Source organism: Kitasatospora phosalacinea (assembly GCF_030268885.1).
Classification (GTDB): domain Bacteria; phylum Actinomycetota; class Actinomycetes; order Streptomycetales; family Streptomycetaceae; genus Kitasatospora; species Kitasatospora phosalacinea_C.
In genome coordinates, this window is the sequence record NZ_BSSA01000033.1 from 1 (window position 1) to 25,246 (window position 25,246).

A 25,246-nucleotide genomic window follows, 5' to 3' on the forward strand; every position below is an offset into this window, starting at 1 on the left:
TCGGAGTTCACCGACGGCGCAGCGGACACCCCGCCACCACCACTGCTGCTACAGGCAGTGAGCACCACCATGGAAGCGGCCCCGACGGCCAGCCATCCTCTGCGCATCTCGCTCATCCTTCACGCTGATCGTCCGTGTGACACGGGGGAAGCCGCAGCCGACAGGGCGTGACCGACCTTCCGGGCTGCTCGGCTGCTTAACGTAGACGTCACATCGCGGCCATGTCCATAGAGCGGTCAACATTGATATCCACCAGTTTTGTTGCCGAACAAGGCTCGATTTACTAAAACTTTGCTTAACCGACTGTCGAATCAGCCTTCGTTATCGGACCGCGACCGGGAATCGCTGGACAACGTTGTCAAGGCGGGCGAGAATCACCGGGTACGATCCGGCAGCGCCCTGCCCAGCACCGTGGCGCTCCCTTGCCACACCCGCGGAGACGTCACAATGAGTTACGACATGGCCGGTACCGCCGTCACAGCCGGACCCCACGGGTCCACGCCGGACGGCGCCGCCCCCGGGCCGCTGATCGCGGCCCTCGACATCGGCGGCACCAAGATCGCCGGAGGGCTGGTCGGCACCGACGGCGCCCTGCACCACCAGCTCCAGGTGCCGACCCCCGCCACCGGCGACCACCGCGAACTGATGGCCGCCGTCGACCGCGTCCTCGACGACCTCGCCCGCCACCCCCACTGGCCGCACGTCCGGGCCCTCGGCATCGGCAGCGCCGGGCCGGTCGACACCGCCCGCGGCACCGTCAGCCCCGTCAACCTCCCCGGCTGGCGCGAGTTCCCGCTCCGGGACGAGGCCGGGCGGCACCCCGCCGCCGCCCACCTGCCGGTCACCCTCGGCGGCGACGCCGTCGCGATGACCGCCGCCGAGCACTGGCAGGGCGCCGCCCGCCCCTACCGCAACGCCCTGTGCCTGGTCGTCTCCACCGGCGTCGGCGCCGGCCTCGTCCTCGACGGCACCCTGCACCCCGGCACCACCGGCAACGCCGGGCACCTCGGCCACATCACCGTCGACTACAACGGCCGCCCCTGCCCCTGCGGTTCACGCGGCTGCCTCGAAGGCCTCGCCTCCGGCACCGCCATCGCCCGCACCGCCGCCGAACTCGGCTGGACCCCCGGCCCCGACGGCGACGCCACCGCCACCGCCGTCGCCCGCGCCGCCCACGGCGGCGACCCGCTCGCCCTCACCGCCTTCGACCGGGCCGCCCGCGCCCTCGCCGCGGGCATCGCCGCCACCGCCACCCTGGTCGAACTCGACGCGGCCGTCGTCGGCGGCGGCGTCGCCCGGGCCGGTTCCGTGCTCTTCGAGCCGCTCGCCCGGCACCTCAGCAGCTACGCCACCCTCGCCTTCACCCGCCACCTCGCCCTCCACCCCGCCCGCCTCGGCACCGACGCCGGCCTGATCGGCGCCGCCGCCCTCACCCTCCACCACCTGCCCGCCCACTCCTGAACCCCGCCCCGTCGTGCCCCTCCCCCGCACCTCCGGGGGCGGGGCGCGACGTCGCGTGCGCGGCGGACCCCTGCCGCTCCGGGACGGCAGCGCCCTCGACCGGTCGGGCCTCCCCGGCGGTTCCTCCGCGACCACCACGCACCCGGATCCGCCCGGCGCCCGCTCGGCCTTCCCGAGGTCCGCGAGGTCCAGCTCGCCCCCCGCCCGGGCGCGGGGAGCCGGGCGCGCCCCTCCCCCCTGCCCGGGTGCGCCCCTCTCCTCCCGCACCCCCCGTCCCCGGCCGCCGGGCGGACGGCCCCTCCCGTAGGATCGGGAGGACGACCCTTCTGCTGGGCACCCCTTCTGGTACGGGAGGACCACCGCATGACGGAACGCAAGCCCCCCGGTGTGACCTTCGAGAGCTGGGTCGACCGGCAGATCCGCGAGGCCGCCGAGCGCGGCGCGTTCGACGACCTGCCGGGCACGGGCAAGCCGCTGGCCAACGAGCAGCAGCCGTACCACGAGATGTGGTGGATCCGGGAGAAGATGGAGCGCGAGGGCCTCTCCTACCTGCCGCCGTCCCTCGCCCTGCGGGCCGAACTCCGCGAGGCCCTGGACACCGCCCGGCTGGCCCCGACCGAACCCCTGCTGCGCAGTCGCCTGACCGAGGCCAACGCCCGCATCGAGGCCGCCCTGCGCCGCCCGATCGAGGGCCCCCCGCTGGGCCTGTCCCCGGTGGACGTCGAAGCGGCCGTCACCGAGTGGCGCCGCTCCCACCCCTGAACCGCCGCCCCTCCCCGCGCCCCCAGCAGGCCGGCCGCACAGGGTCCGGACGGCCTCGTCGACCGACCCGGGCTCCTGCCGGTCGTCGTCGTCCGCCGTCCACGGAACGCCTGTCGTCATCGTTCTCCCCCTTCTCCCCTTCCGGCACGGAAGCCTCCGAACTCCCGCTCCGGGAGCAGCGGTTGGCGCCTCCGCCCGGTGTCCGGCCTCTCCGCAACCACCCGAACGCGGCCCTGCACGGGCCGCCTCGGCGGTGAACCCGCCGTCGCGCACCGAGGACTGGGTAAGGTGGGGGGCGTGGTGAGTCCCGAGTCGGACGAGGTGGGGGCTTTCGGTTCCGCCGTCAGCCCCTCGAACGTCCTGAACGCCTGAACACCCGCGCGCCGCACGCCGGGTGACCCACCCGCGCGCCCGTACGCCTGCGCGCCGCGGGTTGCGGTGGCGGTCGGGCGGCGGGGTTGGCCGTGGTGCCGAGACGAGGTCCCTTCGGTCCCCCTCAGCTCGGAGTCGCGTTCGATGCCTCTCGCCCTGTACGTCCTCGCCCTGGCGGTGTTCGCCACCGGTACCTCGGAATTCCTCCCGGCCGGTCTGCTGCCGGAGATCGCCGCCGGTCTCGACGTGTCCGTCGGGGCGGCGGGCACGCTCGCGTCCGCCTTCGCGCTCGGGATGGTGGCGGGTGCGCCGCTGATGGCGGCGTGGGCCCGGCGGTGGCCGCGCCGGGCCGGGCTGTTCGGGTTCGTGGCGGTGTTCGCGGCGGCGCACGCGGTGGCTGCGGTGACGGGGTCGTTCGCGGTGCTGTTCGCGACCCGGGTGGTGGCGGCGCTGGCGAACGCCGGGTTCCTGGCGCTGGCGGTGGTCACCGCGGCGGCGCTGGTGGCGCCGGACCGCAAGGGGCGGGCGGTGGGGGTGCTGCTGTCGGGGACGACGGCGGCGACCGTCGTGGGGGTTCCGGCGGGAGCGCTGCTGGGCCAACTGCTGGACTGGCGAGCCGCGTTCTGGGCGGTGGCGGCGCTGTGCGTTCCGGCGGCGGTGGGGGTGCTGCTGGGCGTCCCGGCGGGGGCGGACGCGTCGGCGGCCCCGCCGTTGCGCACCGAGCTGGCCCAACTCGCCCGTCCGCGGCTGTGGTTGACGCTGCTGCTGGCGGCGCTGGTGAACGCGGGGACGTTCGGTGCGTTCACCTTCCTGGCCCCGGTGGTGACCGGCCCGGCGGGGCTGGGGCGGGGCTGGGTGCCGGTGGTGCTGGTGCTGTTCGGCACGGGCACCTTCCTGGGGGTGAGCGCGGCGGGGCGGCTGGCCGACACCCGGTCCCGTCAACTCCTCTACGTGGGTGGCCCGTTGCTGCTGATCGGCTGGCCCGCGCTGGCGGTGTGCGCGGGGCGTCCGGCGCTGCTGCTGCCGTTGGTCCTGCTGCTGGGCGCGCTGTCCTTCGCGGTCGGCGCGACGCTGGTCACCCGGGCGCTGTACGAGGCTCCGAGCGCGCCGACGATGGCGGGCGGGTACGCGACGGCCGCGCTGAACCTCGGCGCGGCCGCCGGTCCGCTGCTGGCCGCCACCACCCTGCCGTCCGCGACCGGGCCGTTCCGGGCGGCCGCGGCGCTGGTCGCGGCCGCGCTGCTGCTCGGGGTGGTCGGCCGTTCCCTCACCCGCGGCTGAGCCGCCGCCCGCCCCGACCTGCGGCGGTTCGTGAACCCCGGGGCCGGGGACGCCCCCGCCCGGGGCGACGGTACAGTGCTCGCGACCATCAATCGGAAGATCACATTCCGCTATGCGAGGGGGCGCCGTGCCGAGCACCGAGCAGGACCGGGAGAGAGCGCAGTCGATCGACAGCCTGCGGTCGATCTGGGCGGCGGGCGGACAGCCGCAGCCGGTGCCGCCGTGGTACCGGCGGGTGACCCGGAGGCAGGCCGGCGCCACGGCGGCCTGCCTGGCCGTGCTGCTGCTGGCGTACCTGGCGATCCGGTCGGTGGACTCGGAGGTCACGCAGCACCGGGTGGCACTGCCGACCGAGCTCGCGGGCCTGCCCCGGGCCGCCGAGGACCAGGACCTGCGCACCCTCCGGTCCGAGTACGAGGCGCAGCAGAGCAGGCGCTACGCCCTGCGGGCCGTCCAGGTGCAGGGGTACGGGCGGCCGGGCGCCACCGGCCTGCGGGAGAGCGAGCTGCTGGCGGTGGCGATGGAGGGCTCGTTCCCGGACGCCGCGCAGGCCGCGACCGCGATGCTGGGCGGCTACTCGCCGACCGGCGGCTCGCTGCGGGACGGCACGCCGGTGGCCGGGATGCAGACCTACGCCCCGGGCCCGCTCGGCGGCACGATCGCCTGCGCGACGGTCGGCGAGCCAGACTCGGCGTCGGCGGTCTGCGCCTGGGCGGACGGCAGCACCCTGGGCGCCCTGGTCGACCGCACCGGCGAACTGACTGCGGAGCAACTCGCCGACCGTACCCGGCAGTTGCGCGCCCTGACCGAGCAGCCCGCCTGAGGCCCCGCCCGCTTCGTCACTTCAACCCGCCGCTGCTGTGCAGGAGTTGGCCGTTGACCCACTGGCCCTGCGGCGAGCAGAGGAAGTCGACCAGGTGGGCGGCGTCCCGCGGGGTGCCGATCCGGCCCAGCGGGGTGTGCCGGGCCGTGTCGGCCCGGTGCTCCTCGCTCATCCAGCCGGTGTCGGTCGGGCCGGGGTCGACCACGTTGGCGGTCACGCCGAGGTGGGCGAGTTCGCGGGCGGCGGCGCGGGTGATCCGGTCCAGGGCGCCCTTGCTGGCCCCGTAGGGGAGGTTGCCGACGGTGTGGTCGCTGGTCAGGGCGACGATCCGGCCGGTGCCGAACGCGCCGGTGAAGCGCAGGCCGAACTCGCGGATCAGCAGCCAGCTCGCCCGGGCGTTGACCGCGAAGTGCCGGTCGAAGCTCTCCACCGTGGTGTCGAGCAGCCCGGAGTCGACGGATTCGGCGTGGCTCATCACCAGCGCGGTGACGGGGCCCAGCCCGGCCTCCACCCGGTCGAACAGCTGCCCGGGCGCGGCCGGGTCGGCCAGGTCGGCGGGCACCGCGAGGTGCCGCGCCCCGTGCGCGCCGATCAGCGCACCGACGGCCTCCACCGCCCCGTCCTCGACGCCCCAGACCATCCGGGCGTCGTAGGGCGTCCAGTAGCTGTAGGCGATGTCCCACCCCGAGGCGGCGAGCCGCTCGGCGATGCCCGCGCCGATGCCGATCGTCCGGCCGACGCCGGTGACCAGGGCGACGGGGCGGGTGGCGGGGTCCGTTGTCTGCTTCACGACCGCCGATCCTGACCGTCCGTCAACCCGCCCGACAAACCCTTTTCCGCCCTACTCCCCCTCGGCCCTACTCCCCCTCGGCGTGCAGCACGGCCCGGACCGGCCCGTCGGGGTGCACGGTGAGCCGGTACGCGGTCCCTGCCGGGGCCTCGGTGATCTCCGCCCGGTACGCGGGCAGCAGCTCCTCCAGCAGCAGCACCATCTCGCGGACGGCGAACTGCGCGCCCAGGCAGGCCCGCGGCCCGAGGCCGAACGGGAAGTACGCACCGGGAGCGGGCCGCCGCTCGGCGTCCAGGAAGCGCTGCGGGCGGAACTCCTCCGGCTCCGGCCACAGCTGCGGGTCGCGGTGGGTCAGGTAGGGGGAGAGCAGCACGGTCGTCCCGGCCTCGATCGGGAGGCCGTCCAACTCCCCGTCCTCGGCGGCGTACCGGGGCATCAGCCAGGCGACGGGGTACAGCCGCAGCGTCTCGTCGACCAGGGCCCGGATCGCGGCCGCCCGCTCGGCGGACCCGGCCGGTCCGGCGGCCAGGGCCCAGGACCGCTGCTCGGGGTGGGCGTCGAGCAGCAGGAACAGCCAGCTGAGCGCGGTGGCGGTGGTCTCGTACCCGGCCACCACCAGCGTCATCAGCTCGTCGCGCACCAACCGCTCGGTGTAGTCCGGCAGTTCGGCGGCCGCCCGGAGCAGCACCTGCACCAGTCCGGGCTCCTCGGCCTCCCCGGCGAGGGCGATGGCGTGCTCGGCGACCCGGTCGACCTGCTCGTTGGCCTCCGTGAAGTCGACGGTGGTGTCGCCGGTGGCGGGCGCGAACGCGGGGATGGCGGCGAAGCCCTCGCTGGCGGCGACCAGCCGCCGGTGGGTCTCCGGGTCGAGCGGGTGCGCGGTGAGCGAGCGCCAGATCACGTCCAGCGAGAAGTACCGCAGGTCGGCGTCGATCTCGCGGGTCTCCCCGCTGCGCGCCGCCTCCTGCCAGCGCGCGGCGGCGGCCGCCACCCCGGCCCGGATCTGCGGCTCGTACGCCCGGATCCCCCGGACGGTGAACTGCGGCTGCAGCAGCTTGCGTTGACGCCGCCACGGCTCGCCCGCGGCGCACAGCAGCCCGTCCCCGAGCAGCGGCTTGACCCGGTGCCCGCGCTTGACGTAGTCGTCCGGCTGCCTGGCCAGCACCTGCTGCACCTGTGCCGCCCCGGTGACCAGGACGACCTTCCGCTCCCCGATCCTGAATCCGGCGACCGGCCCCAACTCCCGCACCATGGACATCAGTTCGACGACCCGGCCGCCCCCGGCCCGCCAGCGGGCGAGCGCCTCGGCGTCGAGTTCGGGAAGGACGCTGGTCGCGGCCGTGGCCAAGGCGGTCTCCTGCCGTGCGGGGTCGAGCGGTGCGGACACCGACCACCCTAACGCCGGGTCAGACCGCCTGCGCCCGCTCCCCGACCCCGCCGGAAGCCCCGCCGGAAGTCCCGGAGGCGCACCCCGCGCACCGTCCGAGCCCCCGTGCTCCCCCGCTCACTCCGGCCGCCGCTCCCCCAGCACCCCGTCCAGCAGTCCGTGCAACCGCTCCTCGCCCAACTGCGGGTTGGCGGCCGCCCCTTCGCGCAACTCCGGGTCGGCGAGCAGCTCGGCGACCCGCTCCGCCCCCAGCCGCGGGTTCGCGGCGGCGGCCAGTCCGACGGCCCGCTCCGGGTCGGCCAGCAACGCCTCCAGGTCGCCGTCGAACTCCGGGTCACCGGCGGCCAGTTCGCGCACCTCGCGGTCGACGTGGCGGGTGAGTCCGGCGGGCAGCCCGGCCCGCGGGAAGGCGGGGCGCATCCGCAGGCGCTCCCGGTGCGCGGGGTGGCGCAGGTAGGCGTCCAGCAGCAGCGCGGGCGGCGCGTCGGGGTGGTGCAGGGCCAGCAGGTCGCGCACCTGCTCGTCCTCGTCCGCGGCGAGCCGGCGGACCGTCGGCCCGTCCAGGTGGGGGCAGGTCGCGGCGGCCCGGCGCAGCAGCGGCAGCGGCGAGAGGGCGCAGGCGAGGTACCAGGCCGGGTCGGGGACGTCGAGGGGCTCGTCGAGGTCCCCGAAGTCGGCCCTGCGGTAGCCGTACGGACTCTCCCGGGGCGAGGTCTCGTCCAGCACCCGCCCGCGGGCGGGGTCGCGCGGTGCGGGGTCGGCGGCGGCCCGGGCGGCGACCTCGGGGTCGGCGTCCGCGGCGAGGAGGTCGATCAGGTCGGCGGTGAGTCCGGGGTGCCCGGCCAGCCGGTGGCGCACCCGGCGGTCGGGGTCGGCGGCGAGCTGCACCATCGACGCGGGGGCGAGCGCGGGGTGTCGGGCGACCGTCGCGCGGATGCCCGGGTCCGGGTCGGCGGCGAGGGTGCGCACGGCCTCCGGCGGCAGGTGCGGGTTGCGGGCGAGCTCCGGGAGGCACCGGCGCTGCGCGAACGCGTCGGCGATCACCTCGGACGGCAGGGCGCCGCCCTGGTAGAGGTAGGAGCGCTCCCGTTCCGAGGTGATCTGCCCCCACTCCCCGGGGGTCACGTGCCGCGGCCCGGTGGCGCGTTCGGCCGCGGCCCGGACCCGGGGGTCGGGGTCGGCGAGCAGCGCGGCCTGCTGCGCCGGTGGCAGCCCGCCGATGAACGGGCACGCCTGGAGGCGCAGTTCGGGTTCGGGGTGGCCGGCCATCCGGCGGCGGAAGGCGTTCCTGATCACACCGATCCCGTGCATCTCCATGAGGATCTCGTTGCGGGTGAGCAGGTGCGTCTCCCGCGGGAAGGTCCCGAGCAGCACCAGTTCGACCGCCTCGTCGGGCAGCGGCCGCGGGCGCAGCCGGGCACTCCGGCTGCCCACCGCCTGGAGCGCCACCAGGTCCACGGGGTCGCGGGCCAACCGCAGGCAGTGCGCGTCCGCCAGCCAGGGGTTGCGCGCCACCCCGCTGCGCACGCCCCGCTCCGGGCAGTCCAGCGCCAGCTCGACGAAGTCCGCGGGCAGCGGCCGCAGCCCGAACCCCTGCCAGGCGGGCCGCCCCGCGGGGACCAGCAGCCTCCGCAGCACGGCCGTCCCGGCCCGGGGGTTGGCCACCACACCACGCAGCAGGTCGGCGCCCGCCTCTTCCGGCTCGTTCACCGCGCCATGCTGTCACGCCCGGCCGACCACGGGCCCCGGCCACCGGCCACTGCCACCCCCGCAGCGGCCCCGCCGCGACCGCGACACCGCCCCGCGCCGCCGCCGCGGGTGAGAGATGTCTCAGCACTCCACCGCGGTCCGGCGGAATACGCCGCCTCCGCCGGGGGCCCGTACCCCGTGCCACCCGTTCCCCACCCGCCCCGCACCCCCTTTATGCAGGGCTTATTCACAGATCGGGCGGTCACGGCGGGGACGGTCGGCCCCTCGTCCCGGGGCCTTCGGCGTGCCATACTCCTTCACCATGACCGGCTTCCACGCGACCAAGGCCCTGCGGGGCGCGGTGTTCACCGCGCTCGCCGTGCCGCTGGCCGCGTTCGGTCAGGTGGCGATCACCGGGCGCGCCCTGCCGCTGACCCTGGTCGCGGCGGCGAGCGTCGCGGTCTTCCTGCTGGCGGTGCTCCTCGACGGGGCGCGCCGCCGCTTCCTGCTGCTGTCCTCCGTGCTGGTGCCGGTGGAGCTGCTGCTGAACACCGCGTTCAACCTCGGCCAGGACGCCTGTGCGCGGCCCGCCCGGGGCATGGACCTGCTGGTCTGCGGCGGCGACTCGGTGAGCGGTTCGGAGCTGTTCGCGCAGTGGACGCACGGCTCGGCGGGCCTGGTGCGCCTGCTGGTGCTGGCCGTGCACCTGGCGCTGGCGCTGGCCGCCGCGGCCTGGCTGCGGCTCGCGGACGCGGCGGTCGCCGGGGTCACCGAGGCGCTGTCCGCCCTGGCCCGCCTGCTGCCCGCCCCGTGGCGCGCCCTGCTGCTGGCCGCCCGCCCGGGCTGCCCGGCCGCGCTGCTGCCGTCCCCGGGCACCGAACCCGCGGCCCGCCGTCCGCAGGTCCTCCTGCTCTCCCCCGCTCCGCGTCGCGGTCCCCCGCAGTTGGCCCTCGCCAGCTGACGGACCGTCACCCGGACGCGTTCCGTCCCGGGCGCCCATGCGCCCCTCCCCTTCCCCCAGCCAGCACCCGGCCGCGCCGCGCCCCCGTCCCCGTACGGGCCGCGACGGGCGCCGCCGCGCGGTGCCGAGGAGACGACGGACACCATGACCAGCACCCCGAAGAACCAGAACCCGCACCGGAACACCACCGCCCGCGAGCGCCTCAAGCAGACCCAGCAGGCCGAGGCCCGGGCCGCCCGGCGCCGCCGCGGCCTGACCGTCGGCGTGTCGATCGCCGCCGCCGTGGCCGTGGTCGCGGGCGGCACCGCCCTCGCGGTCTCCACCGGCTCGAAGGGCGACGGCCCCGCCGCGTCGGCCGTCGCGCCCGCCAACGTCTCCGCCGCCGACGACACCGTCGTCGTGTACGGCAAGGCCGACGCCCCGCACACCCTGTCGGTGTACGAGGACTTCCGCTGCCCGGTCTGCCGGGCCTTCGAGACCTCGGCCGGCAAGAGCGTCCAGCAGCTCGCCGACCAGGGCGACTACAAGATCGAGTACCACCTGGCCACGTTCCTGGACAACAACCTGGGCGGCAAGGGCTCCAGGACCGCGCTGGCCGCGGCGGGCGCGGCGCTGAACGAGGGCGTCGACAAGTTCAAGGCCTTCCACGACGTGCTGTACGCCAACCAGCCCGCCGAGAGCGAGGACGGCTTCGGCGACGTCAACCACCTGCTCGACCTGGCCGGCCAGGTGCCCGGCCTGAAGACCGACGCGTTCACCAAGGCCGTCACCGAGGGCACCTACAAGGGCTGGGCGGCGAAGGTCTCCACCGCGTTCAACAAGAGCGGCGTCTCCGGCACCCCGACGGTCGAGCTGGACGGCAAGCAGCTCTCCGTCATCGGGCAGGACGGCAAGCCGCTCACCGGCGAGCAGTTCACCGCCCTGGTCCGGCAGACCACCGGCGGGTGACCCGGTGACCACCGCCCGCACCCCCGTCCCCGCCACCCGCGGCTACGCCTGGCTCCTGCTGGTCACCGGCCTGATCGGCCTGGCCGCCTCCGCCGTCCTCACCCTCGACAAGCTCAAGCTGCTGGAGAACCCGGCCTACCGGCCCAGCTGCAACATCAACCCGGTCATCAGCTGCGGCTCGATCATGCGCACCGCCCAGGCCGAGGCCTTCGGCTTCCCCAACCCGCTGATCGGCCTGGCCGCGTTCGGCGCCCTCGCCGCCATCGGCGCGGGCCTGGTCGCGGGCGCCGCGTACCGCCGCTGGTTCTGGCTCTCCCTGCAGGCGGGCACCCTGCTCGGCCTCGGCTTCGTCGCCTGGCTGATCGACCAGGCCCTGTACGAGATCGGCGCCCTCTGCCCCTACTGCATGGTCGTCTGGGCCGTGGTCATCACCGCCTTCTGGTACACCACCGTCCACAACCTCCGCACCGGCACCCTCCCCGCCCCACCCGCCCTCCGCCGCCTCGCCGCCCTCCGCCTCCAGTGGCTCGTCCCGGTCGGCGCCTACCTGGTGATCGCCCTGCTGATCCTCAACCGCTTCTGGTACTACTGGTCCACCCTGCTCTGACCCGGCCCGCTCCGGACGGCTCCCACCTGCGCTTCCGCAGCTGGGGGCCGTCGGCGTGCGCCCTGCGGCGCCGTCCGAGCACACCGCTGCGAACGGGACACCGGTTCACGGACCGCCCGCTCAGGAGCGGTAGCCCGGCAGGAGTCGGCGGGCCTGTTCGGCGGCGCGGTCCAGGCCCGCCTTGACGCCCTCCCGGTCGTCGAGGATGCTCACCAGCTCGGCGCCGAACAGGTCGTACAGCGAGCCGTACTCGGCGAGGGCGGCCCGGGGCCGGCCGACCGGCAGCACCTTGCGGAAGCCGATCACGCCGGGGTTGGCCTCCACGTAGGAGGTGGTGGCGTCGGACCGGGTGGGCAGCGTCGAGTTGCGCACCGCGGTCCAGGTCTGGGCGTTGGCAGAGGTCATGAAGGCGATGAACTTCTCGGCGGCTGCCCGGTGTTCGGCGTCGGAGGCGGCGGAGGCGACGAGGTTGTGGCCGCCGAGCGGCGAGCCCGCCCGCCCCGAGCCGCCGGCCGGCACGGGCGCGATCCCGAGGTTGTCCCGGTCGTCGAACGCCGCGCCGCGGGTGACGTTGGCGTTCTCCCACGGTCCCTCGACGACGGCGGCGACCCGACCGGCCGAGAACGCCGCGAGCAGCGCGGAGCGGCCCTGGGGCGTGCCGTCGTCCTTGGTCACGCCGGGTGCGGAGAGGAGTGCCTTCAGTCCGGTGACCGCCTTGACCGCGGCCGGGGAGTTGACGGTGATCGTCCGGTCGGGGACGTCGACCAGGTCCACGTCCTCGCCGTACAGGAACGGCATCGCGTAGTACCCCTGGACGTGCAGGGCGAAGCCGTCGGCACCCGTCCGCGCCTTGATCGCCGCGGCCGCGGCCTTGAGGTCGGACCAGGTGGCCGGCGGCCCGGAGAGGCCCGCCGCGGCGAACAGCCGCTTGTTGTACAGCAGCGCCAGGACGTCGGTGGACTGCGGCACGGCGTACAGCCGCCCCTCGTAACGGGCCTGCTCGATCAGCTGGGGTTCGAACTTCGCGACGTCCGCCGCGGCCTCGGTCCCGTCCAGCGGGACCAGCCGGCCCGCCTGCGCCAGTCCGGCCGTCCAGCCGACGTCGGCGCGGAGCACGTCCGGCGCGTCCTTCCCGCTCGCGGCCTCGAACCGGGCGCGGGCCTCGGTGAACGGGACGCTGACGTACTCCACCTTGATGCCCGGGTTGACCTCCTCGAAGTCGTGCACCAACGTGCGGAAGGTCGGACTTTCGGTCACCGGGTCGGAGGTGTCCCACCAGGTGATGGTGACGGCGGGTTCGGGGCGTCCCGCCGACGAGGTGGTGGCGGGGCCGCAGGCGGTCAGCACGAGGGCGACCGCGAGCGCGAGGACGGCGGGCGGGCCGGCACGTCGCACGGTGACTCCTGTCGGGGGTGGGTCGTCGGACGGAACGGCCGAATCCCAACACGTGTTCGCAAGGCGTGACAACAGTTTTCGCAAAATTGTGCAAACTGTTCCGCCGGGCAGCCGTCCCGACCCCGACGCGCCGCACCCCCGACAGGCGTCCCCGGTCAGCCCTGGCCGGTCGCGGTGGCGGCCGGGTCGCAGGTGAGCAGGCCGGTCACGTAGTTCATGGTGGTGCCGTAGCCCGCGTAGGTCATCCAGCCGTCGGCCTGGATGACCTGGCACGGGGAGACCGTGCCGTCCTGGTACTGGACGGCGACGGCCTCGGCGTCGGAGCAGCCGTTGTGGACCTGGGTGTACCGCCAGCTCGGGTAGTACTCCACGCACGACGGCGCGGGGGTGCTCTCGACAGCAGCGGCGGAGGAGGCGGCCGCCAGCGGGGCGAGCACACCGACGGCAGCGACGGCGGCGACGGCGAGGGAGCGGGGAATCCGGCGAAGGGCGGTGGTCGTGTTCGTCATGCCGGCAGCGTCCTTCACCTCCAAGATCTTGCGCAAGTGTCTGAAAACTCTTTCAGTCATTCTCGTCCGACGAGCGGCCCGGGTGCTGAACCCCCTGCTCATGCGCCGTTCCCCGGCCGTTCTCCAGGGCCGCCGCGCCGAACGGGCGAAGGCGTACGAAGCATGTCCCTCCGGTGAAAACCGATCACGGACGGAGGGCGGGACCTCGGCCGGAAACCGACGGTCGCCGGGTCGGCACCCGCCCGGGCTCTCGACGCGCCGCGACTGCCGACCCCCTCTCAGCAGCGTCCGAGGGGGAGCGTCGGAGCCGGCACGGCGTGCGGCGCGAGGAGGATGTGGGCCGGGTCGAGCAGGGAGACGAAGCGGTCGACCAGCGGGTTGGTGCAGTTCGGCGACCAGACCGCCGAGACCTCGGCGATGCCGGTGCGCGGGGTGACCGGCAGGTAGTCGACGCCGGGGTAGCGGTTGGACATGCCGGCGCCGGACAGCGAGACCAGACCCTGGGCGGCCACCGCCAGCGCGAGGGCCATCGGGTCGGTGACCTCGCAGACCACCTCGGGGGTGAACCCGGCCCGGCGGCACAGGTCGAGGGAACGGTCGAAGACCACCGGCTTCGAGGACCGGCCGATCATCGCGAACCGTTCGCCGGCCAGCTCGGCCAGCCGCACCTCGCCGGTCCGGCCCGCGGGGTGGCCGGCCGGCAGCAGGGCGAGCAGCGGGTCGTCGAACAGCACCCGGCGGGCCAGGGCTCCGAACTCCTCGGGGTGGGTGACCCGGTGGAGCGCCACGTCGACCTCGTCACGGCGCACGGACGCCAGCTGCTCCAGGCCGCCGACCTGGCGCACCGACACGGTCACCCCGGGATGCCGGGCTCCGAGTTCGCGCAGGGCGGGCATCACCATGTCGTACAGGCCGCCCCAGGTGACGCCGACCCGCAGCATTCCGGCCCGGCCGGCGGCCACCGACCGTACGGAGGCGTCGAGTTCGGCCGCCTGGGCGAGCAGGCGCTGCGCGCCCGCGAGGAGTTCGGCGCCCGCGGTGGTCAGGCGCAGCGGCTGCGAGGTGCGGTCCACCAGCGTCGCGGACAGGCGCCGCTCCAGCAGGCGGATCTGCTGACTGAGCGCGGGTTGGGAGAGGTGCAGGCGCCGGGCGGCGGCGGTGAAGTTCCGCTCCTCGGCCAGCGCGACGAAGTAGCCCAGCAGGCGCAGGTCCACGCCGACTCCCATTGCTCGCGCTTATCGCTCGGAAAGGGCCAAGTATTGGACTCCCGGGAGCCGTTGCTCAAGTCTGGACGCACCAAGGCCGAACCGCCCCGCTCCGGAGGACCCGCGCATGACCGCCACCGCCCGCACCGCCCGTCGCACCACGCTCCTGGGCGCCGGCACCCTGCTGCTCGCCGGGGTCGGCGTCGGCGCGGCCGCCGCCTCCCCGCACGACGTCCCGCCGCCGGTCTCCGTCGCCACCACCGGCACCTTCTCCTTCCACCCGTGCGCCTCCGGCACCCCGGCCGCAGACTCCTGCCTGACCGACCACGTGACCGGCGCCCTGCCCGGCCTCGGCTCCGTGAGCGGCGTGTTCGAGGTGCACATCGCCACCTCCGCGGCCGCGGCGGACGGCTGTGCGCCGATCGACAAGCACGGTGCGTTCACCGTTCCCGGCCGGGGCACGGTCGAGGTGCGGGCGACCGGCGTGTACTGCAGCGCGCACGCCACCGCCGCCTACGAGTACCGGGTGACCGGCGGCACCGGGGAGCTCACCGGCGCGGGCGGCCGCGGCCAGTGGCTGGTCCCGGCACCGGCCTCCTTCGCCGACGGCAACGGCAGCGGGACCGAGTACTTCTACGGGACGCTGCACGGCTGACGGAGGGTCCGCCCCTGCGGCCGGGCCCCGTGGGCCCGGCGCGGACGGCCCGGTTCACAGCGCGGCGAGGAGCTGTTCGGTGACGGTGTGCAGGCGCAGGGCGGCGGCCGGGTCGAACGCGGGGGTGTCGGTGCGGATGCGGCGGCCCTCCAGGACGGCGGTGAGGCCGGGGGCGGGGGCGTCGAGGTGGGGGAGGATCTGGGCGACGGCCGCGGTGGCGGGTTTGGCGTGGGCGCGCAGGTGGCTGACGTGGGCGGCGGTGGCGGGGTCGTACTCGCCCGCGAAGCCGGTGGCGGTGACGCCGGGGTGGTTGACCACCTGGGGGACGTCGGGGTGCAGGTGGGCGAGGTGGGTGGCGAGCAGGTCGCAGAGGGCTCCGCCGTGGCCGAGGGCACCGGTGCCGGGGTAGTTGCGGCGTAGCTGGAGGTCGTCCCAGCGGACGGGGCCGCCCTGGCCGGCGGCGCCGAAGTTGAGGACCACGGGGCGTGCGGCGCGCCGGAGTTGGGGCAGCAGGCCGTGGGAGAGCAGGTGGCGGCTGAGGTAGTAGAGGGCGAAGTTGCTCTCCAGGCCGTCGGCGGTCTCGACCCGGGTGGAGCGGTGGTAGCGGGCACCGAGGACGAGGAGGTCCACGGCCGGGTGGTGGGTGGCGACGTGGTCGATCAGGCGGCGGTTCTCGGCGACCAGGCTGAGGTCGGCGGCCAGGAAGTGGGCGCGCTCCCCGGCACCGCGCCGGTGGGCCTCGGCCCGGAACGCCGCGCCCTTGGCCGGGTCGGTGCCGACCACCAGGACGTGGTGCCCGCGGTCCAGGTAGGTGGTGGCGAGTGCGCGGCCGATGCCGTCCGTACCGCCGGTGATCACTGCTGTGGCCATGGTTCCCCTCCGCGCCCCGAATGTTTTGATGAATCAAAGCATCTGCGCGTGGAGCAGGCAACTGCCCTGCTCGGCACGTGAGTTGCCCGGCCGTCCGGTCGCCCGGCCGTCCGGTCGCCCGGACCGGCCCGGTACGCTGGGCGGGTGACCGCGACCCCCACCCCACCGTCCACCGCCCCGGAGCTGGCGCGGCTGGAGACGGCGCTGTCCGCGCTGGTCCGGTGGAGCGAGAGCAAGCACGTCCGCGCCGAGGTGGCCCGCCTCGCCGGGTGCGACCTGCCGTCCAGCGCGCTGCGGCTGCTGGAGCACTTCGCGGCGGCCGGCCCGATGCGGGTGTCGGACATCGCCGAGTGCCTGCGCATCGACGTCTCGACGGCCTCGCTGCAGCTGCGCCGCCTGCGCGCCGACGCGCTGGTCGTCCGCCGCACCGACCCGTCCGACGGCCGCTCCGGGGTGATCGCGATCACCGAGGAGGGCCGCCGGGCGCTGGCCCGGATCCGGGCGGCCCGCTGCGGTCTGCTCGCCGAGGTCTTCGGCGCCACGCCCCCGGAGCAACTCGGCCGCGCCGCGGACGTGTTGGGTCTCGTCCAGGAGCACATGCTGGCGGCCGCGGCGGAGTACGCGCCCCCGGTCGGCCCTGCCACCGACCCCGCCGCCGACCGGTCGGCGGACGCCCCGTGAACACCCGCCACCCCGCCCCCGGGCTCACGGTCTCCGGGCCCGACACCGCTCCCCCGCTGGTCCTGGTGCACGGCATCCGGCTGTCCGCCACGATGTGGCGCCCGCACGTCCGCCGGCTCGTCCCCGACTTCCGGGTCAGCACCCCCGACCTGCCCTGCCACGGCGCCCTCACCGAGCACCCGTTCACCCTGGACGCGGCCGTCGCCACCGTCCGCCGGGCCGTCCGGGAGGCCCGCGAGGCGACCGGACGGCCCCCGCTGCTGGTCGGCCTGTCCCTGGGCGGGTACGTCTCGCTCGCCCACGCCGCCCGCCACCCCGGGGAGGCGGCCGCGCTGCTGCTGCACGGCTGCACCGCCCGCACCAGTGGCCCGCTGCCCGCCCTGTACGCCACCGCCGGACGGCTGAACGACCGCCTGGGGCCCGAGCGTTCGGCCCGGCTGCAGGCCCGGGCGATGCGCCGGATGCTGCCGCCGGAGTCCGCCGAGGCGGTGCTGGCCGGGGGCTTCCACCTGCCCGCGCTCACCCAGGGCGTCGCCGAGCTGCGCCGCCACGACTTCCTCGCCCTGGCCGCCCGGCTGACCGCCCCCACGCTCTTCCTGAACGGCCGCTCCGACCTGCCGTTCCGCGCCGACGAGCGCCGCTTCCTGGCCGCCGTCCGGGCCGCGGGCACCCCCGCCCGACTGTTCCACACCCGCGGCGGCCACCTGCTCAGCCTCACCGACCCGGACCGCTTCGCCACCCTGCTGCGCCGCGCCCACCGGCACCTCCTGCCGGAGCCGGGCTGAGCGCCCGCCCGGGCTCAGCCCCGCAGCCGGTACACCACCGCCCGCCGCCCCGGCCCCGACGCCACCTGCGGGTCCAGGAAGTCCTCCGCCGGGTCGTGCACCATGCCCAGCCGCCGCGCCACCGCCCGCGAGGGCGCGTTCGCCCCGGCGATCACCGCCAGGATCTCCGGCAGCCCCAACTCCCGGAAACCGTAGTCGAGAACGGCCCGTCCGGCCTCGGTGGCGTAGCCGTGCCCCCAGGCGTCGCGGTGCAGCCGCCAACCGGCCTCGACCCCGTCGAAGGGCATCTCCGCGTCCACCGGGTCGAGTCCGGCGAAGCCCAGGAACCGCCGCTCGGAGCGGAGTTCGACCGCCCACCAGCCCCAGCCGCGTTCCGCCAGCTCCGCCCGGAAGTGCTCCAGGGACGCGGCCGACTGCTCCCGGTCGAGCAGAGTGCCGAAGTAGCGCCGGACCTCGGGATCGGCGTTCAACTCGGCCCACCGGTCGAGGTCTTCGTCCCGCCACTGACGCAACAGCAGCCTGGACGTGGTCAGTTCGGCAACTGCCATGGTGAATTCCTCTCTCCGCCGCGGCTGTTCAGCCCTGTACCGCCCCGGCCAGCACCTCGGCGGCCAGCGCGTCCGACGCGTCCAGGACGGCGGCCAGGCTCGCCGGGTCGGTGCCGCCGGGGGCGAAGAGCTGCTGGGCGCGCCGGGCGAACTCCGGTGGTGCGCACGGCAGTCGACCGGCCGAGGCGATCGCGCCCTTCTCGTTGACCAACCACTGCCCGGCCCGCGCGTGCAGCACGTGCACCAGCAGCCCGACGGCCCGGAACAGGCACCCGGCGACGTAACCGGCGTCCCCCCGCACGGCTCCCTTGCGCGCGTTGGCCAGGGCGAACGGCGCCTCCCAGGCCGCGTCCGACTCCAGCGTCCGCGCCAACGCGGCCGGGAACGCCGCGACGTCGGCCTGCAGCGCGGTCAACTCGCCCTCGGGGTCGGCCAGGACCCGGGCGAGCGCGAGTTCGCCCGGGTAGGCGTAGGAGGGCACGCCGTACGGGTGCCCGGCCTGCTGGCCGGTGACGTAGCGGCCCGCGCGGGCCTCGGCGGCGTGGTGGCGCACCCGCTGCACGTCCCGGTACAGCCAGTCGACCCGGACCGGGCCGAGGTCCAGCCAGGCGCCGCCGTCCACCCAGGGGCCCCAGCCGCCGGGCTCGGTGACCTCGACGGGCCGCCCGCACAGTTCGGCGGCCAGCTCCCGCAGGGCTCCGGTGTCGAGCTCGCCGGGGCGGTAGTACAGGCCGAGGTCGTAGTCGGATCCGGGGCGGTGCGCCCCGCGCGCCCGGCTGCCGCCGAGGCAGACCCCGACGATCCCGCCGACCTGCGCCAACCGCCCGGCGATCCGGTCGAGTTCCCCCTCCCCCAGCTCGCCCTCGCCCGCCGCCGCCGTCGCTCCACCACCGTGCTCAGTCATCGTCCGCCACGATGCCGCACCGCCCCCTCCGCCGCCAGCCGTTTTCCCCCGGTCGGCCGCAGCACCCGAACGGCCCGGCGCCGGAACGCGAAAGCGCGCGGTGGGGGCGCCGCACCACCCCCACCGCGCTGCCGGACGCCACCCGCGAGGTGTCCGGCTAGGACCCGGACGGTCCCGGGGGCCGCCCCCGTCGTGACACGGCCCCGCTCCCGTCCGACCCCGGCTCAACCGGCCGTGCAGGCCACCCCGTTGAGGGTGAAGCCGCTCGCGGCGGCTGCGTTGCCGGTGTGGTTGGCCTGGAAGCCGAAGCTCGTGGAGCCCCCGGCCGGAATCGCCGCGTTGTACGACAGGTTGCTCGCGGCGACCTGCCCGGTGGCCGGGCTGACGGTCGCGTTCCAGGCGTTGGTGACGGTCTGCCCGCCGGGCAGCGTGAAGGCCAGCTTCCAGCCGTTCACGTCGCTGCCGCCGGTGTTGGTGACCGTCACGTTCTCGGTCAGGCCGGTGTTCCAGGCGCTGACCTGGGTGCTGACCTTGCAGGCCGCGCCGGTCGGCGGCACCGACGGCGAGGCGGAGGAGGACGGCGACGAGGACGGCGAGCTCGACGGCGAGGTGGAGCCCGACGGGGACGGCGAGGTGCCGCCGCCGAGCGCCGTCACCGTCGCGTTGTACGCGGCCTTCGGCTGGTAGTTGTCGTCGTACATGGTGGCCGCGCCGTAGCCGGAGAAGAAGCCCGGGATCCAGGAGTCCGGGTCGCCGACGCCCCACTGCGAGACGCCCACGCAACCGCTCACCGCGAGGCAGGAGTTGACCACGTAGGCGTAGTCGGTGGCCTGCTGGGCGAGGTTGGCGGCGCTGGCCGGGACGGGCATCCGGTCGTCCAGCTCGGTGATGGCGACGTTGACGCCGAGCGCGGTGAAGCGCTGGATGTTGGCCTTCAGGCTGCTGGGGACCTGGCCGACGATGAAGTGGCTCTCGAAGCCGACGCCGTCGATCGGGACGCCCTGCTGCTTGAGCGAGGACACCAGCTGGTACATGGCGTCGCTCTTCGCGCCGAGGCCCTCGATGTTGTAGTCGTTCAGGTAGAGCTTGGCGTTCGGGTCGGCGGCGTGCGCGGTGCGCAGCGCGTCGGCGATGTAGCCGGAGCCCATGGCGTTGGTGAAGGCGTCGGTGCGCAGCGTGCCGTCCTCGTTGAACGGCTCGTTGACGACGTCCCAGGAGTAGACCTGGCCCTTGTAGTGGGTGGCCTCGGTGGTGATGTGCTTCTCCATCGCGGCCTGCACCTGGCTGGTGGGCAGGCTGCTGACCCAGTTGGGCAGCTGGCTGTGCCAGACCAGGGTGTGGCCGCGCACCCGCATGCTGTGGGCCTTGGCGAAGGAGACGATCTGGTCGCCGGGGCCGAAGTTGAAGTTCCCGGCGGAGGGTTCGGTGGTGTCCCACTTCATCTCGTTGCCGGGGGTGACCATGTCGAACTGGGTGCCCGCGATGGCGGTGATGGTGGAGCTGCTCAGGTTGGACTGGGTGAGGGCGGTGCCGAAGTAGCTGCCCTTGGCCTCGGCGAGGTCGCGCAGGGTGGTGCCGGCGGCTCCGGCGGGACCGCTGCCGACGGTGGCGGCGGCCAGCAGTCCGCCTGCTGCGGCGAGGGCGAGCACCGCGAGGGCGCGCCCGGGCCGGCGTGCTGCGCGCAACTGTGCAGCCATGGTTCGTCCTTCCGGGGGTGGGTGGGGTGCACGGACCGTACGGCGGGGCGTACGGGCCCGGCAACGGAGGCCCGGAGGGGGCCGGCCACCTGCCCGGTACCGAAATTTTCGACGTCCGTTCGACTGCCGTTCGACGCTCCCCGCCCCGACCTGCGGCGGTCTCCCGAAAACGACGCGGCGGCCGCGGCCCGGCGTACCGGGTCCGCGGCCGCCGCAACCGGCCCGCGGGGTGCGAAAGTTACAGCGCTACCGCACGTCAGCGGGCTGCGGCACCGGGACGGCGGCGAGTTCCTTGCCCATGCAGACGCTCTGCTCGTGGTCCTTGTAGTAGCCGAACTTGCGGATCTCGGCGTAGCCCTCGGAGGTGTAGAGCGCGATCGCCTCGGGCTGCAGGGTGCCGGTCTCCAGCACCAGCCGGGTGCGCCCGGCCGCGAGGGCGCTGGCCTCCAGGTGGCGCAGCACGGCGCGGGCGTAGCCCCGGCCGCGGGCCTCGGGGACGACGTACATCCGCTTGAGCTCGGCGTCGGTGTCGCGCAGGCCGTCCTCGTCCTGCTCCTTGGCGCGCCACCCGCCGCAGGCCACCGGCCGCCCGTCCTGGTAGCCGATCACGAACAGCCCGGCGGGCGGGTCGAAGTGGTCGGCGCGGATGGCGGTCTGGTCGCCGTCGCCGTACCTGCGGACGTACTCCTGCTGGACGTCGGCGGCGAGTTGCTGGGCGTCGGGGTGTCCGAAGCCGGTGGTGCGGATCTCCATGGCGCCCAAGGGTACGGGCCCGCTCCCCGGCGGCGGGGTGCGGGCCCGGGCCCCGGGTTCAGGGGCGGGTGAGGCGGGCGATCAGGTCGTCCTTGCCGAACATCCGGGCGGCGTCCAGCGCGGAGGGCGCCCCGGCGTGCGGGTCGGCGCCGTGGGCGAGCAGCGCGTCGACGACCTCGGTGGCCCCCTTGAAGACGGCGCCTGCCAGCGGGGTCTGGCCGCGGTCGTTGGCCCGGTCGGCGTCGGCGCCGCGCTCCAGCAGGACGGTGACGGCGGCGGCGTGGCCGTGGTAGGCGGCGAGCATCAGCAGGGTGTCGCCGCGGTCGTTGGTGAGGTTGGCGGGCGTCCCGGCGTCGAGGTAGGCGGCGAGCAGCGGGGCGTCGCCGGTGCGGGCGGCGTCGAAGAGCCGGCCGGCCAGGGCGATGACCTCGGCGTCGTCCTGGGTGGTGCCCTCGCCCTGCGCGGTGGGGTCGGTCATGAGGAGGTGTTCCGCCTTCCGGGTGGGCGGCCGTGCGGGGCCGCGGCTCGTCCTGGTCGTGCCACCGCGAACGCTAGCCGACGGCGCGGCGCTCCGGTACGGCGTGGTGCGGCGGGGCCGTTCGGGCGAATTCCGGGTGCGCGGGGCGGGGGCGCGCCCGGCGCGGGGACGCCTGACTGCGCCGGTGCGATCCACTGGCCCCGGGCGTCGCCGAACCGCGGGACGTATACCGCCGATCCGGGTGCCCGGGTGAGATCCACCCGTTTGCCGCACCCCATCATCTATTACTTCTTGTCACCATTGAGGCACTTTCCGTTACACCGTCCCCGCCCCTCGTGAGGAGCAATCCCGTGATTCTCTCCATCTCCGGCATCGTCCTGTTCGGCGTCATCGCCTTCCTCTTCTTCCGCCGGGACGGGTTGAAGATCTCGCACGCCCTGGTGTGCGCGCTGTTCGGCTTCTACGTCGCGGGCTCCTCGATCGCCCCGAGCATCCAGGCGGGCGGCGCGAGCCTGGCCAGCCTGATCGGCGGCCTGAAGTTCTGAGCGGTCCCTGCTCCTCACGGCCCGGGCGCGGACATCCCCACCGCCCCGGGCCTTCTGCCAACCCCGCCCGGCCGGTCGTCCCCCGCCGGCCCCGCTCCCGTCCCCTGCCTGCCCTCCCCTGCCCTCCGGAGCCCGCATGTCCCTCACCCGCCACCTCACCCGGGGCCGCGACCTCGCCCGCAGCGCGGGCGACCACGCCGCCGACGTGTTCGCGCCGCTGGCGCTGATCGGCCGCGGCCTGCGCCGCCACGCCGACTGGGCCAAGGCCCGCTGGGCGGCCACCCCGAAGGAGCGGCGCGGTCCGACGCTGCTGGTCGGCGCGGCCGTGGTGCTCGGCGTCTTCCTGCTGCCGCACGGCCCGCTGCTGGCGATCGTCGCCGTGCTCGCCTCGGCGGCCTGGGTCGGCCGCACCCCCAAGGCCCCGGCGGAGCCCGAGCCGGACCCGGCCGACGTCAAGCTGCCCGCCCTGTACGCGGCGCTCACCCCGTACTTCGGCGGCTACGACGACCCGGGCGCGCTGTACCGGGTCGAGGGCGACTGGAAGGCGGCGTTCGGCGGCTGGGAGTTCGACGCGGACGGACGGCTGGCCGCGCTGGAGATCGCCTACCCGGCGTACTTCACCGACACCGAGCCGGCCGCCCGGGCCCGGATCGAGCAGGTGGTGCAGGGCAAGGCGGGGCGCTCGCGGGAGTACCGCTTCGACTGGGACGAGGAGTTGAACCGGCTGCGGGTGTCGGCGCTGGCCCCGCTGCCCGCGGACATCGCGGCGCAGCGCTTCGTGACCGCGCCGGGCGAGATCGTGCTGGGCTTCACCGACGGCGCGGGCAGCCACCGCACCATCCCGGTCGAGCAGGGCGGCGTGACGGAGCAGCAGCCGCCGGTGGTCTGGCGGGTCGGTCCGCGCTCGGCGGAGCCGCACCTGCTGGCGCTGGGCGCGCCGGGCCACGGCACCTCGACGCTGCTGCGCTCGATCGCGCTGCAGGCGCTGCCGCTGGGCGACCTGGTGGTGGTGGACGGGGCGAGCACCGGCGAGCACGCCTGCCTGGTGAACCGTCCCGGCGTGCACACGGTGGAGACCAGCCTGCACGGGGCGCTGGCGGCGCTGGAGTGGTGCGCGCAGGAGACCGAGCGGCGACTGGTGGCGCTGAACGCGGCCCGGCACCACGGGCTGGCGGCGCCCGCGGACGTGACCCGGCCGCTGTGGATCCTGCTGGACCGGCTGACCGAGCTGTCCGAACTGGCGCACGCGGAGGGCCGCACCGATCCGCAGGAGCTGCTGGAGGTGCCGCTGCGGCACGGCCGGGCGGCCCGGGTGACGGTGGTGTTCGTGGACGCGCTGGACGCCCGCGACCGGATCTCCCCCACCGTGCGCACCTGCACCCGCGCCCGGGTGGTGCTGGGCCCGGTGAACGCCGACTCCGGCGCGGCCGCGCTGGGCGGCCCGCTGGACATCGCCCCCGCCGCGCACACCCCGCCCGGCCGCGGCTACGCCCGGATCGGCACCGCCGCCCCGGTCCGGCTGCAGGTCCCGGTGACCGTCGACCCGCTGGACGAGGACGCCCCGGCCCCGCTGCGGGACGCGGTGGTGGCGCTGCTGCCGCACCGCGACACCCGCACCGAGGCGCCCGCCCCGGCGCCGCTGGTCGCCGAGCTGGTGGAACCGGTCCGGGCGGACCTGGCCAAGGACCCGGCGCCCGCCGGGGAGTCCGCGCCGGGCCGCCCCCGTCCGGTCTGGTAGGCCCCGTCCGGCCCGGTGGTCCCCGTCCGGTCCGGTGGGAGGGTCGGACGGGAGGAGCGGTCGTCCGGGCGAACTTCGGCGGGCCACATGTGCACAAAATGTGACACGCCGGGTGATAACACCGCTCAGATGTGACAAAACGGGCCACCATGGGTACAAACAGGGGCGGCACGACAGGCGACGTATGTCCCGACGGGAATCTTCGTCGGAGGTCGAGCGTTGGACCCAGCGACGAAGACAGCGACCACTAGTCCTGTGGGCAAGAAGCCCGGGAGGCACGATTCATGAGCGAGCGAGCTCTCCGCGGCACGCGACTCGGGGCGACCAGCTACGAGACCGACCGCGGCATTGACCTGGCACCCCGCCAGACCGTCGAGTACGCATGTCAGAACGGACACCGCTTCGAGGTCCCGTTCTCGGTCGAGGCGGAGATCCCCGTGGTGTGGGAGTGCCGCTTCTGCGGCCAGGAGGCCGCCCTCCTCGACGGTGAGGAGCCGGAGGAGAAGAAGACCAAGCCCACCCGCACCCACTGGGACATGCTGATGGAGCGCCGTACCCGCGAGGAGCTGGAGGAGGTCCTGGCCGAGCGCCTGGCCGTCCTGCGCTCGGGCGGGATGAACCTGGCGATCCACCCGCGCGACTCGCGCAAGTCCGCCTGACGGGCGGGCACCGCACCAACGCCGAAGGGCCCCGGTTCTCCACCGGGGCCCTTCGGCGTTTGGTGCACCCGTCGTCGGCGCGCCCGTCAGGGCGCGATCGGCGGCCGGTACCCGGTGTCCGGTCCGGAGGGGCCGGAGGGTCCGCGCCCGGCGGGCGGGTCGACGACCTCGCCCTGGACGACCTTGCCGTCGGGCCGGTGGATGCGCAGCTGCTCCTGCAGCCGCATCGCGTCGGCGAACCGGTCCGCGCCGACCGGGGCGGTGGAGCGCAGCACCGAGCCGGTGATCCGGCGGCCGACCGCGCGCCACAGCGCGCGGGTCGGCGGCAGCAGGAAGGTCACGGCCAGCAGGTCGGACAGGAAGCCCGGGACCAGCAGCAGGACGCCCGCCAGCACCGTCATCGAGGTGCCGGTCTGCGGCTGCGCGGACTGCGGGTCCTTGGACAGCTCGACGGCCGCCCGGAACGCCCGGGCCCCGGCGCGCTTGATCACCGTGCCGCCGAGGAACACCCCGCCGACCAGCAGCAGCAGCGTCAGGAACCAGCCGATCCACCCGGCCACCACCGTCAGCAGCCAGATCTCCAGCACCAGCCAGGCGACGACCAGCAACGGCACGGTGCGGGCGAGCCTGCCTCGGCGGGCCGGGCGGGCCGGGGTTGCTTGCTGGGACACGGTACGGATCCACTCCATCGCGGTGCTCTCCGCGGCGACCGGCCTGCCCGGCCGCGTCCACGGCACCACCCA

At 75.2% G+C, this 25,246-nt stretch carries 26 protein-coding genes; 13 read left to right on the forward strand and 13 right to left on the reverse strand.

Features of this window, described 5'->3' with window-relative positions; translation table 11 throughout:
* Window positions 1–447: 447 nt before the first annotated feature.
* The 4 genes from QSK52_RS32595 to QSK52_RS32610 all read left to right on the forward strand — a co-directional run bounded on the left by QSK52_RS32595 (window position 448) and on the right by QSK52_RS32610 (window position 4,699).
* A complete protein-coding gene (locus QSK52_RS32595; protein ID WP_285739836.1) occupies window positions 448–1,461 on the forward strand; it encodes an ROK family protein in 1,014 nt (337 codons plus the stop codon).
* Window positions 1,462–1,824: 363 nt separating this feature from the next.
* Window positions 1,825–2,223 (forward strand): DUF1992 domain-containing protein, encoded by a 399-nt coding sequence (locus QSK52_RS32600; RefSeq protein ID WP_285739837.1) that lies wholly within the window; start codon window positions 1,825–1,827, stop codon window positions 2,221–2,223.
* A gap of 516 nt (window positions 2,224–2,739) precedes the next feature.
* On the forward strand, window positions 2,740–3,876 hold the full coding sequence (locus tag QSK52_RS32605; RefSeq protein ID WP_285739838.1) for a Cmx/CmrA family chloramphenicol efflux MFS transporter: 1,137 nt from the start codon (window positions 2,740–2,742) through the stop codon (window positions 3,874–3,876).
* Between the two features lie 127 nt (window positions 3,877–4,003).
* Window positions 4,004–4,699 (forward strand): hypothetical protein, encoded by a 696-nt coding sequence (locus tag QSK52_RS32610; protein ID WP_285739839.1) that lies wholly within the window; start codon window positions 4,004–4,006, stop codon window positions 4,697–4,699.
* A 16-nt stretch (window positions 4,700–4,715) separates the two neighbouring features.
* Here the strand turns inward: QSK52_RS32610 and QSK52_RS32615 are convergent, their stop codons facing one another.
* The 3 genes from QSK52_RS32615 to QSK52_RS32625 form a co-directional block, all read right to left on the reverse strand.
* Entirely contained in the window at window positions 4,716–5,489 is a 774-nt protein-coding gene (locus QSK52_RS32615; protein WP_285739840.1) for an SDR family oxidoreductase, read from the reverse strand.
* Between the two features lie 67 nt (window positions 5,490–5,556).
* Window positions 5,557–6,837 (reverse strand): cytochrome P450, encoded by a 1,281-nt coding sequence (locus QSK52_RS32620; protein ID WP_285739841.1) that lies wholly within the window; start codon window positions 6,835–6,837, stop codon window positions 5,557–5,559.
* Window positions 6,838–6,993: 156 nt separating this feature from the next.
* Window positions 6,994–8,586 (reverse strand): hypothetical protein, encoded by a 1,593-nt coding sequence (locus tag QSK52_RS32625; protein WP_285739842.1) that lies wholly within the window; start codon window positions 8,584–8,586, stop codon window positions 6,994–6,996.
* Between the two features lie 301 nt (window positions 8,587–8,887).
* Between QSK52_RS32625 and QSK52_RS32630 the strand changes: the two genes are divergently transcribed.
* The 3 genes from QSK52_RS32630 to QSK52_RS32640 all read left to right on the forward strand — a co-directional run bounded on the left by QSK52_RS32630 (window position 8,888) and on the right by QSK52_RS32640 (window position 11,081).
* Entirely contained in the window at window positions 8,888–9,526 is a 639-nt protein-coding gene (locus tag QSK52_RS32630; protein WP_285739843.1) for a hypothetical protein, read from the forward strand.
* Between the two features lie 144 nt (window positions 9,527–9,670).
* Window positions 9,671–10,474 carry a DsbA family protein gene (locus QSK52_RS32635; protein ID WP_285739844.1) on the forward strand — a complete coding sequence of 268 codons (804 nt, stop codon included), beginning with the start codon at window positions 9,671–9,673 and terminating at the stop codon, window positions 10,472–10,474.
* A 4-nt stretch (window positions 10,475–10,478) separates the two neighbouring features.
* A complete protein-coding gene (locus QSK52_RS32640; RefSeq protein ID WP_285739845.1) occupies window positions 10,479–11,081 on the forward strand; it encodes a vitamin K epoxide reductase family protein in 603 nt (200 codons plus the stop codon).
* A 120-nt stretch (window positions 11,082–11,201) separates the two neighbouring features.
* Here the strand turns inward: QSK52_RS32640 and QSK52_RS32645 are convergent, their stop codons facing one another.
* From QSK52_RS32645 to QSK52_RS32655, 3 genes are all read right to left on the reverse strand, one after another.
* Window positions 11,202–12,476 carry an extracellular solute-binding protein gene (locus tag QSK52_RS32645; protein WP_285739846.1) on the reverse strand — a complete coding sequence of 425 codons (1,275 nt, stop codon included), beginning with the start codon at window positions 12,474–12,476 and terminating at the stop codon, window positions 11,202–11,204.
* A gap of 155 nt (window positions 12,477–12,631) precedes the next feature.
* Entirely contained in the window at window positions 12,632–12,985 is a 354-nt protein-coding gene (locus tag QSK52_RS32650) for an alpha-amylase (RefSeq protein WP_285739847.1), read from the reverse strand.
* 278 nt (window positions 12,986–13,263) lie between these two features.
* Window positions 13,264–14,211, reverse strand: a complete 948-nt coding sequence (locus tag QSK52_RS32655; protein WP_285739848.1) for a LysR substrate-binding domain-containing protein — start codon at window positions 14,209–14,211, stop codon at window positions 13,264–13,266.
* A 106-nt stretch (window positions 14,212–14,317) separates the two neighbouring features.
* Between QSK52_RS32655 and QSK52_RS32660 the strand changes: the two genes are divergently transcribed.
* Complete coding sequence (locus QSK52_RS32660) at window positions 14,318–14,845, forward strand: hypothetical protein (protein ID WP_285739849.1); 528 nt, start codon at window positions 14,318–14,320, stop codon at window positions 14,843–14,845.
* Window positions 14,846–14,899: 54 nt separating this feature from the next.
* Here QSK52_RS32660 and QSK52_RS32665 read toward each other — a convergent pair whose 3' ends face one another.
* Entirely contained in the window at window positions 14,900–15,715 is an 816-nt protein-coding gene (locus QSK52_RS32665) for an SDR family NAD(P)-dependent oxidoreductase (RefSeq protein ID WP_285739850.1), read from the reverse strand.
* A 144-nt stretch (window positions 15,716–15,859) separates the two neighbouring features.
* Here QSK52_RS32665 and QSK52_RS32670 point away from each other — a divergent pair, with 144 nt between their 5' ends.
* Together QSK52_RS32670 and QSK52_RS32675 are read left to right on the forward strand one after the other, a co-directional pair.
* Entirely contained in the window at window positions 15,860–16,396 is a 537-nt protein-coding gene (locus QSK52_RS32670) for a MarR family winged helix-turn-helix transcriptional regulator (protein ID WP_285739851.1), read from the forward strand.
* A complete protein-coding gene (locus QSK52_RS32675) occupies window positions 16,393–17,181 on the forward strand; it encodes an alpha/beta fold hydrolase (protein ID WP_285739852.1) in 789 nt (262 codons plus the stop codon). Before QSK52_RS32670 ends, QSK52_RS32675 begins: the two co-directional genes overlap by 4 nt.
* A 14-nt stretch (window positions 17,182–17,195) precedes the next feature.
* Here the strand turns inward: QSK52_RS32675 and QSK52_RS32680 are convergent, their stop codons facing one another.
* From QSK52_RS32680 to QSK52_RS32700, 5 genes are all read right to left on the reverse strand, one after another.
* Entirely contained in the window at window positions 17,196–17,729 is a 534-nt protein-coding gene (locus tag QSK52_RS32680; RefSeq protein ID WP_285739853.1) for a GNAT family N-acetyltransferase, read from the reverse strand.
* 28 nt (window positions 17,730–17,757) lie between these two features.
* Window positions 17,758–18,633 carry a nucleotidyltransferase domain-containing protein gene (locus tag QSK52_RS32685; protein ID WP_285739854.1) on the reverse strand — a complete coding sequence of 292 codons (876 nt, stop codon included), beginning with the start codon at window positions 18,631–18,633 and terminating at the stop codon, window positions 17,758–17,760.
* Between the two features lie 224 nt (window positions 18,634–18,857).
* On the reverse strand, window positions 18,858–20,330 hold the full coding sequence (locus QSK52_RS32690) for an endo-1,4-beta-xylanase (protein ID WP_285739855.1): 1,473 nt from the start codon (window positions 20,328–20,330) through the stop codon (window positions 18,858–18,860).
* Between the two features lie 246 nt (window positions 20,331–20,576).
* Complete coding sequence (locus QSK52_RS32695) at window positions 20,577–21,083, reverse strand: GNAT family N-acetyltransferase (RefSeq protein WP_285739856.1); 507 nt, start codon at window positions 21,081–21,083, stop codon at window positions 20,577–20,579.
* 58 nt (window positions 21,084–21,141) lie between these two features.
* Window positions 21,142–21,561 carry an ankyrin repeat domain-containing protein gene (locus tag QSK52_RS32700; protein ID WP_285739857.1) on the reverse strand — a complete coding sequence of 140 codons (420 nt, stop codon included), beginning with the start codon at window positions 21,559–21,561 and terminating at the stop codon, window positions 21,142–21,144.
* A 350-nt stretch (window positions 21,562–21,911) separates the two neighbouring features.
* Between QSK52_RS32700 and QSK52_RS32705 the strand changes: the two genes are divergently transcribed.
* The 3 genes from QSK52_RS32705 to QSK52_RS32715 all read left to right on the forward strand — a co-directional run bounded on the left by QSK52_RS32705 (window position 21,912) and on the right by QSK52_RS32715 (window position 24,503).
* Window positions 21,912–22,106, forward strand: a complete 195-nt coding sequence (locus QSK52_RS32705; protein WP_014134294.1) for a hypothetical protein — start codon at window positions 21,912–21,914, stop codon at window positions 22,104–22,106.
* Window positions 22,107–22,242: 136 nt separating this feature from the next.
* Window positions 22,243–23,844 (forward strand): hypothetical protein, encoded by a 1,602-nt coding sequence (locus tag QSK52_RS32710; RefSeq protein WP_285739858.1) that lies wholly within the window; start codon window positions 22,243–22,245, stop codon window positions 23,842–23,844.
* A gap of 284 nt (window positions 23,845–24,128) precedes the next feature.
* The gene (locus tag QSK52_RS32715; RefSeq protein ID WP_014134296.1) at window positions 24,129–24,503 is read left to right on the forward strand and encodes an RNA polymerase-binding protein RbpA; all 375 of its coding nucleotides are present in this window, start codon (window positions 24,129–24,131) and stop codon (window positions 24,501–24,503) included.
* Window positions 24,504–24,589: 86 nt separating this feature from the next.
* Here QSK52_RS32715 and fxsA read toward each other — a convergent pair whose 3' ends face one another.
* A complete protein-coding gene (fxsA, locus tag QSK52_RS32720) occupies window positions 24,590–25,174 on the reverse strand; it encodes an FxsA family membrane protein (protein ID WP_285739859.1) in 585 nt (194 codons plus the stop codon).
* Between the last annotated feature and the right edge of the window lie 72 nt (window positions 25,175–25,246).

What these genes read in the sequence shown, in the direction of transcription:
- QSK52_RS32595 (WP_285739836.1), top strand. Translation starts at nt 448, where the DNA reads ATGAGTTACGACATGGCCGGTACCGCCGTCACAGCCGGACCCCACGGG.
- QSK52_RS32600 (WP_285739837.1), top strand. Translation starts at nt 1,825, where the DNA reads ATGACGGAACGCAAGCCCCCCGGTGTGACCTTCGAGAGCTGGGTCGAC.
- QSK52_RS32605 (WP_285739838.1), top strand. Translation starts at nt 2,740, where the DNA reads ATGCCTCTCGCCCTGTACGTCCTCGCCCTGGCGGTGTTCGCCACCGGT.
- QSK52_RS32630 (WP_285739843.1), top strand. Translation starts at nt 8,888, where the DNA reads ATGACCGGCTTCCACGCGACCAAGGCCCTGCGGGGCGCGGTGTTCACC.
- QSK52_RS32635 (WP_285739844.1), top strand. Translation starts at nt 9,671, where the DNA reads ATGACCAGCACCCCGAAGAACCAGAACCCGCACCGGAACACCACCGCC.
- QSK52_RS32650 (WP_285739847.1), bottom strand. Translation starts at nt 12,985, where the DNA reads ATGACGAACACGACCACCGCCCTTCGCCGGATTCCCCGCTCCCTCGCC.
- QSK52_RS32655 (WP_285739848.1), bottom strand. Translation starts at nt 14,211, where the DNA reads ATGGGAGTCGGCGTGGACCTGCGCCTGCTGGGCTACTTCGTCGCGCTG.
- QSK52_RS32660 (WP_285739849.1), top strand. Translation starts at nt 14,318, where the DNA reads ATGACCGCCACCGCCCGCACCGCCCGTCGCACCACGCTCCTGGGCGCC.
- QSK52_RS32665 (WP_285739850.1), bottom strand. Translation starts at nt 15,715, where the DNA reads ATGGCCACAGCAGTGATCACCGGCGGTACGGACGGCATCGGCCGCGCA.
- QSK52_RS32680 (WP_285739853.1), bottom strand. Translation starts at nt 17,729, where the DNA reads ATGGCAGTTGCCGAACTGACCACGTCCAGGCTGCTGTTGCGTCAGTGG.
- QSK52_RS32685 (WP_285739854.1), bottom strand. Translation starts at nt 18,633, where the DNA reads ATGACTGAGCACGGTGGTGGAGCGACGGCGGCGGCGGGCGAGGGCGAG.
- QSK52_RS32690 (WP_285739855.1), bottom strand. Translation starts at nt 20,330, where the DNA reads ATGGCTGCACAGTTGCGCGCAGCACGCCGGCCCGGGCGCGCCCTCGCG.
- QSK52_RS32695 (WP_285739856.1), bottom strand. Translation starts at nt 21,083, where the DNA reads ATGGAGATCCGCACCACCGGCTTCGGACACCCCGACGCCCAGCAACTC.
- QSK52_RS32700 (WP_285739857.1), bottom strand. Translation starts at nt 21,561, where the DNA reads ATGACCGACCCCACCGCGCAGGGCGAGGGCACCACCCAGGACGACGCC.
- QSK52_RS32710 (WP_285739858.1), top strand. Translation starts at nt 22,243, where the DNA reads ATGTCCCTCACCCGCCACCTCACCCGGGGCCGCGACCTCGCCCGCAGC.
- QSK52_RS32715 (WP_014134296.1), top strand. Translation starts at nt 24,129, where the DNA reads ATGAGCGAGCGAGCTCTCCGCGGCACGCGACTCGGGGCGACCAGCTAC.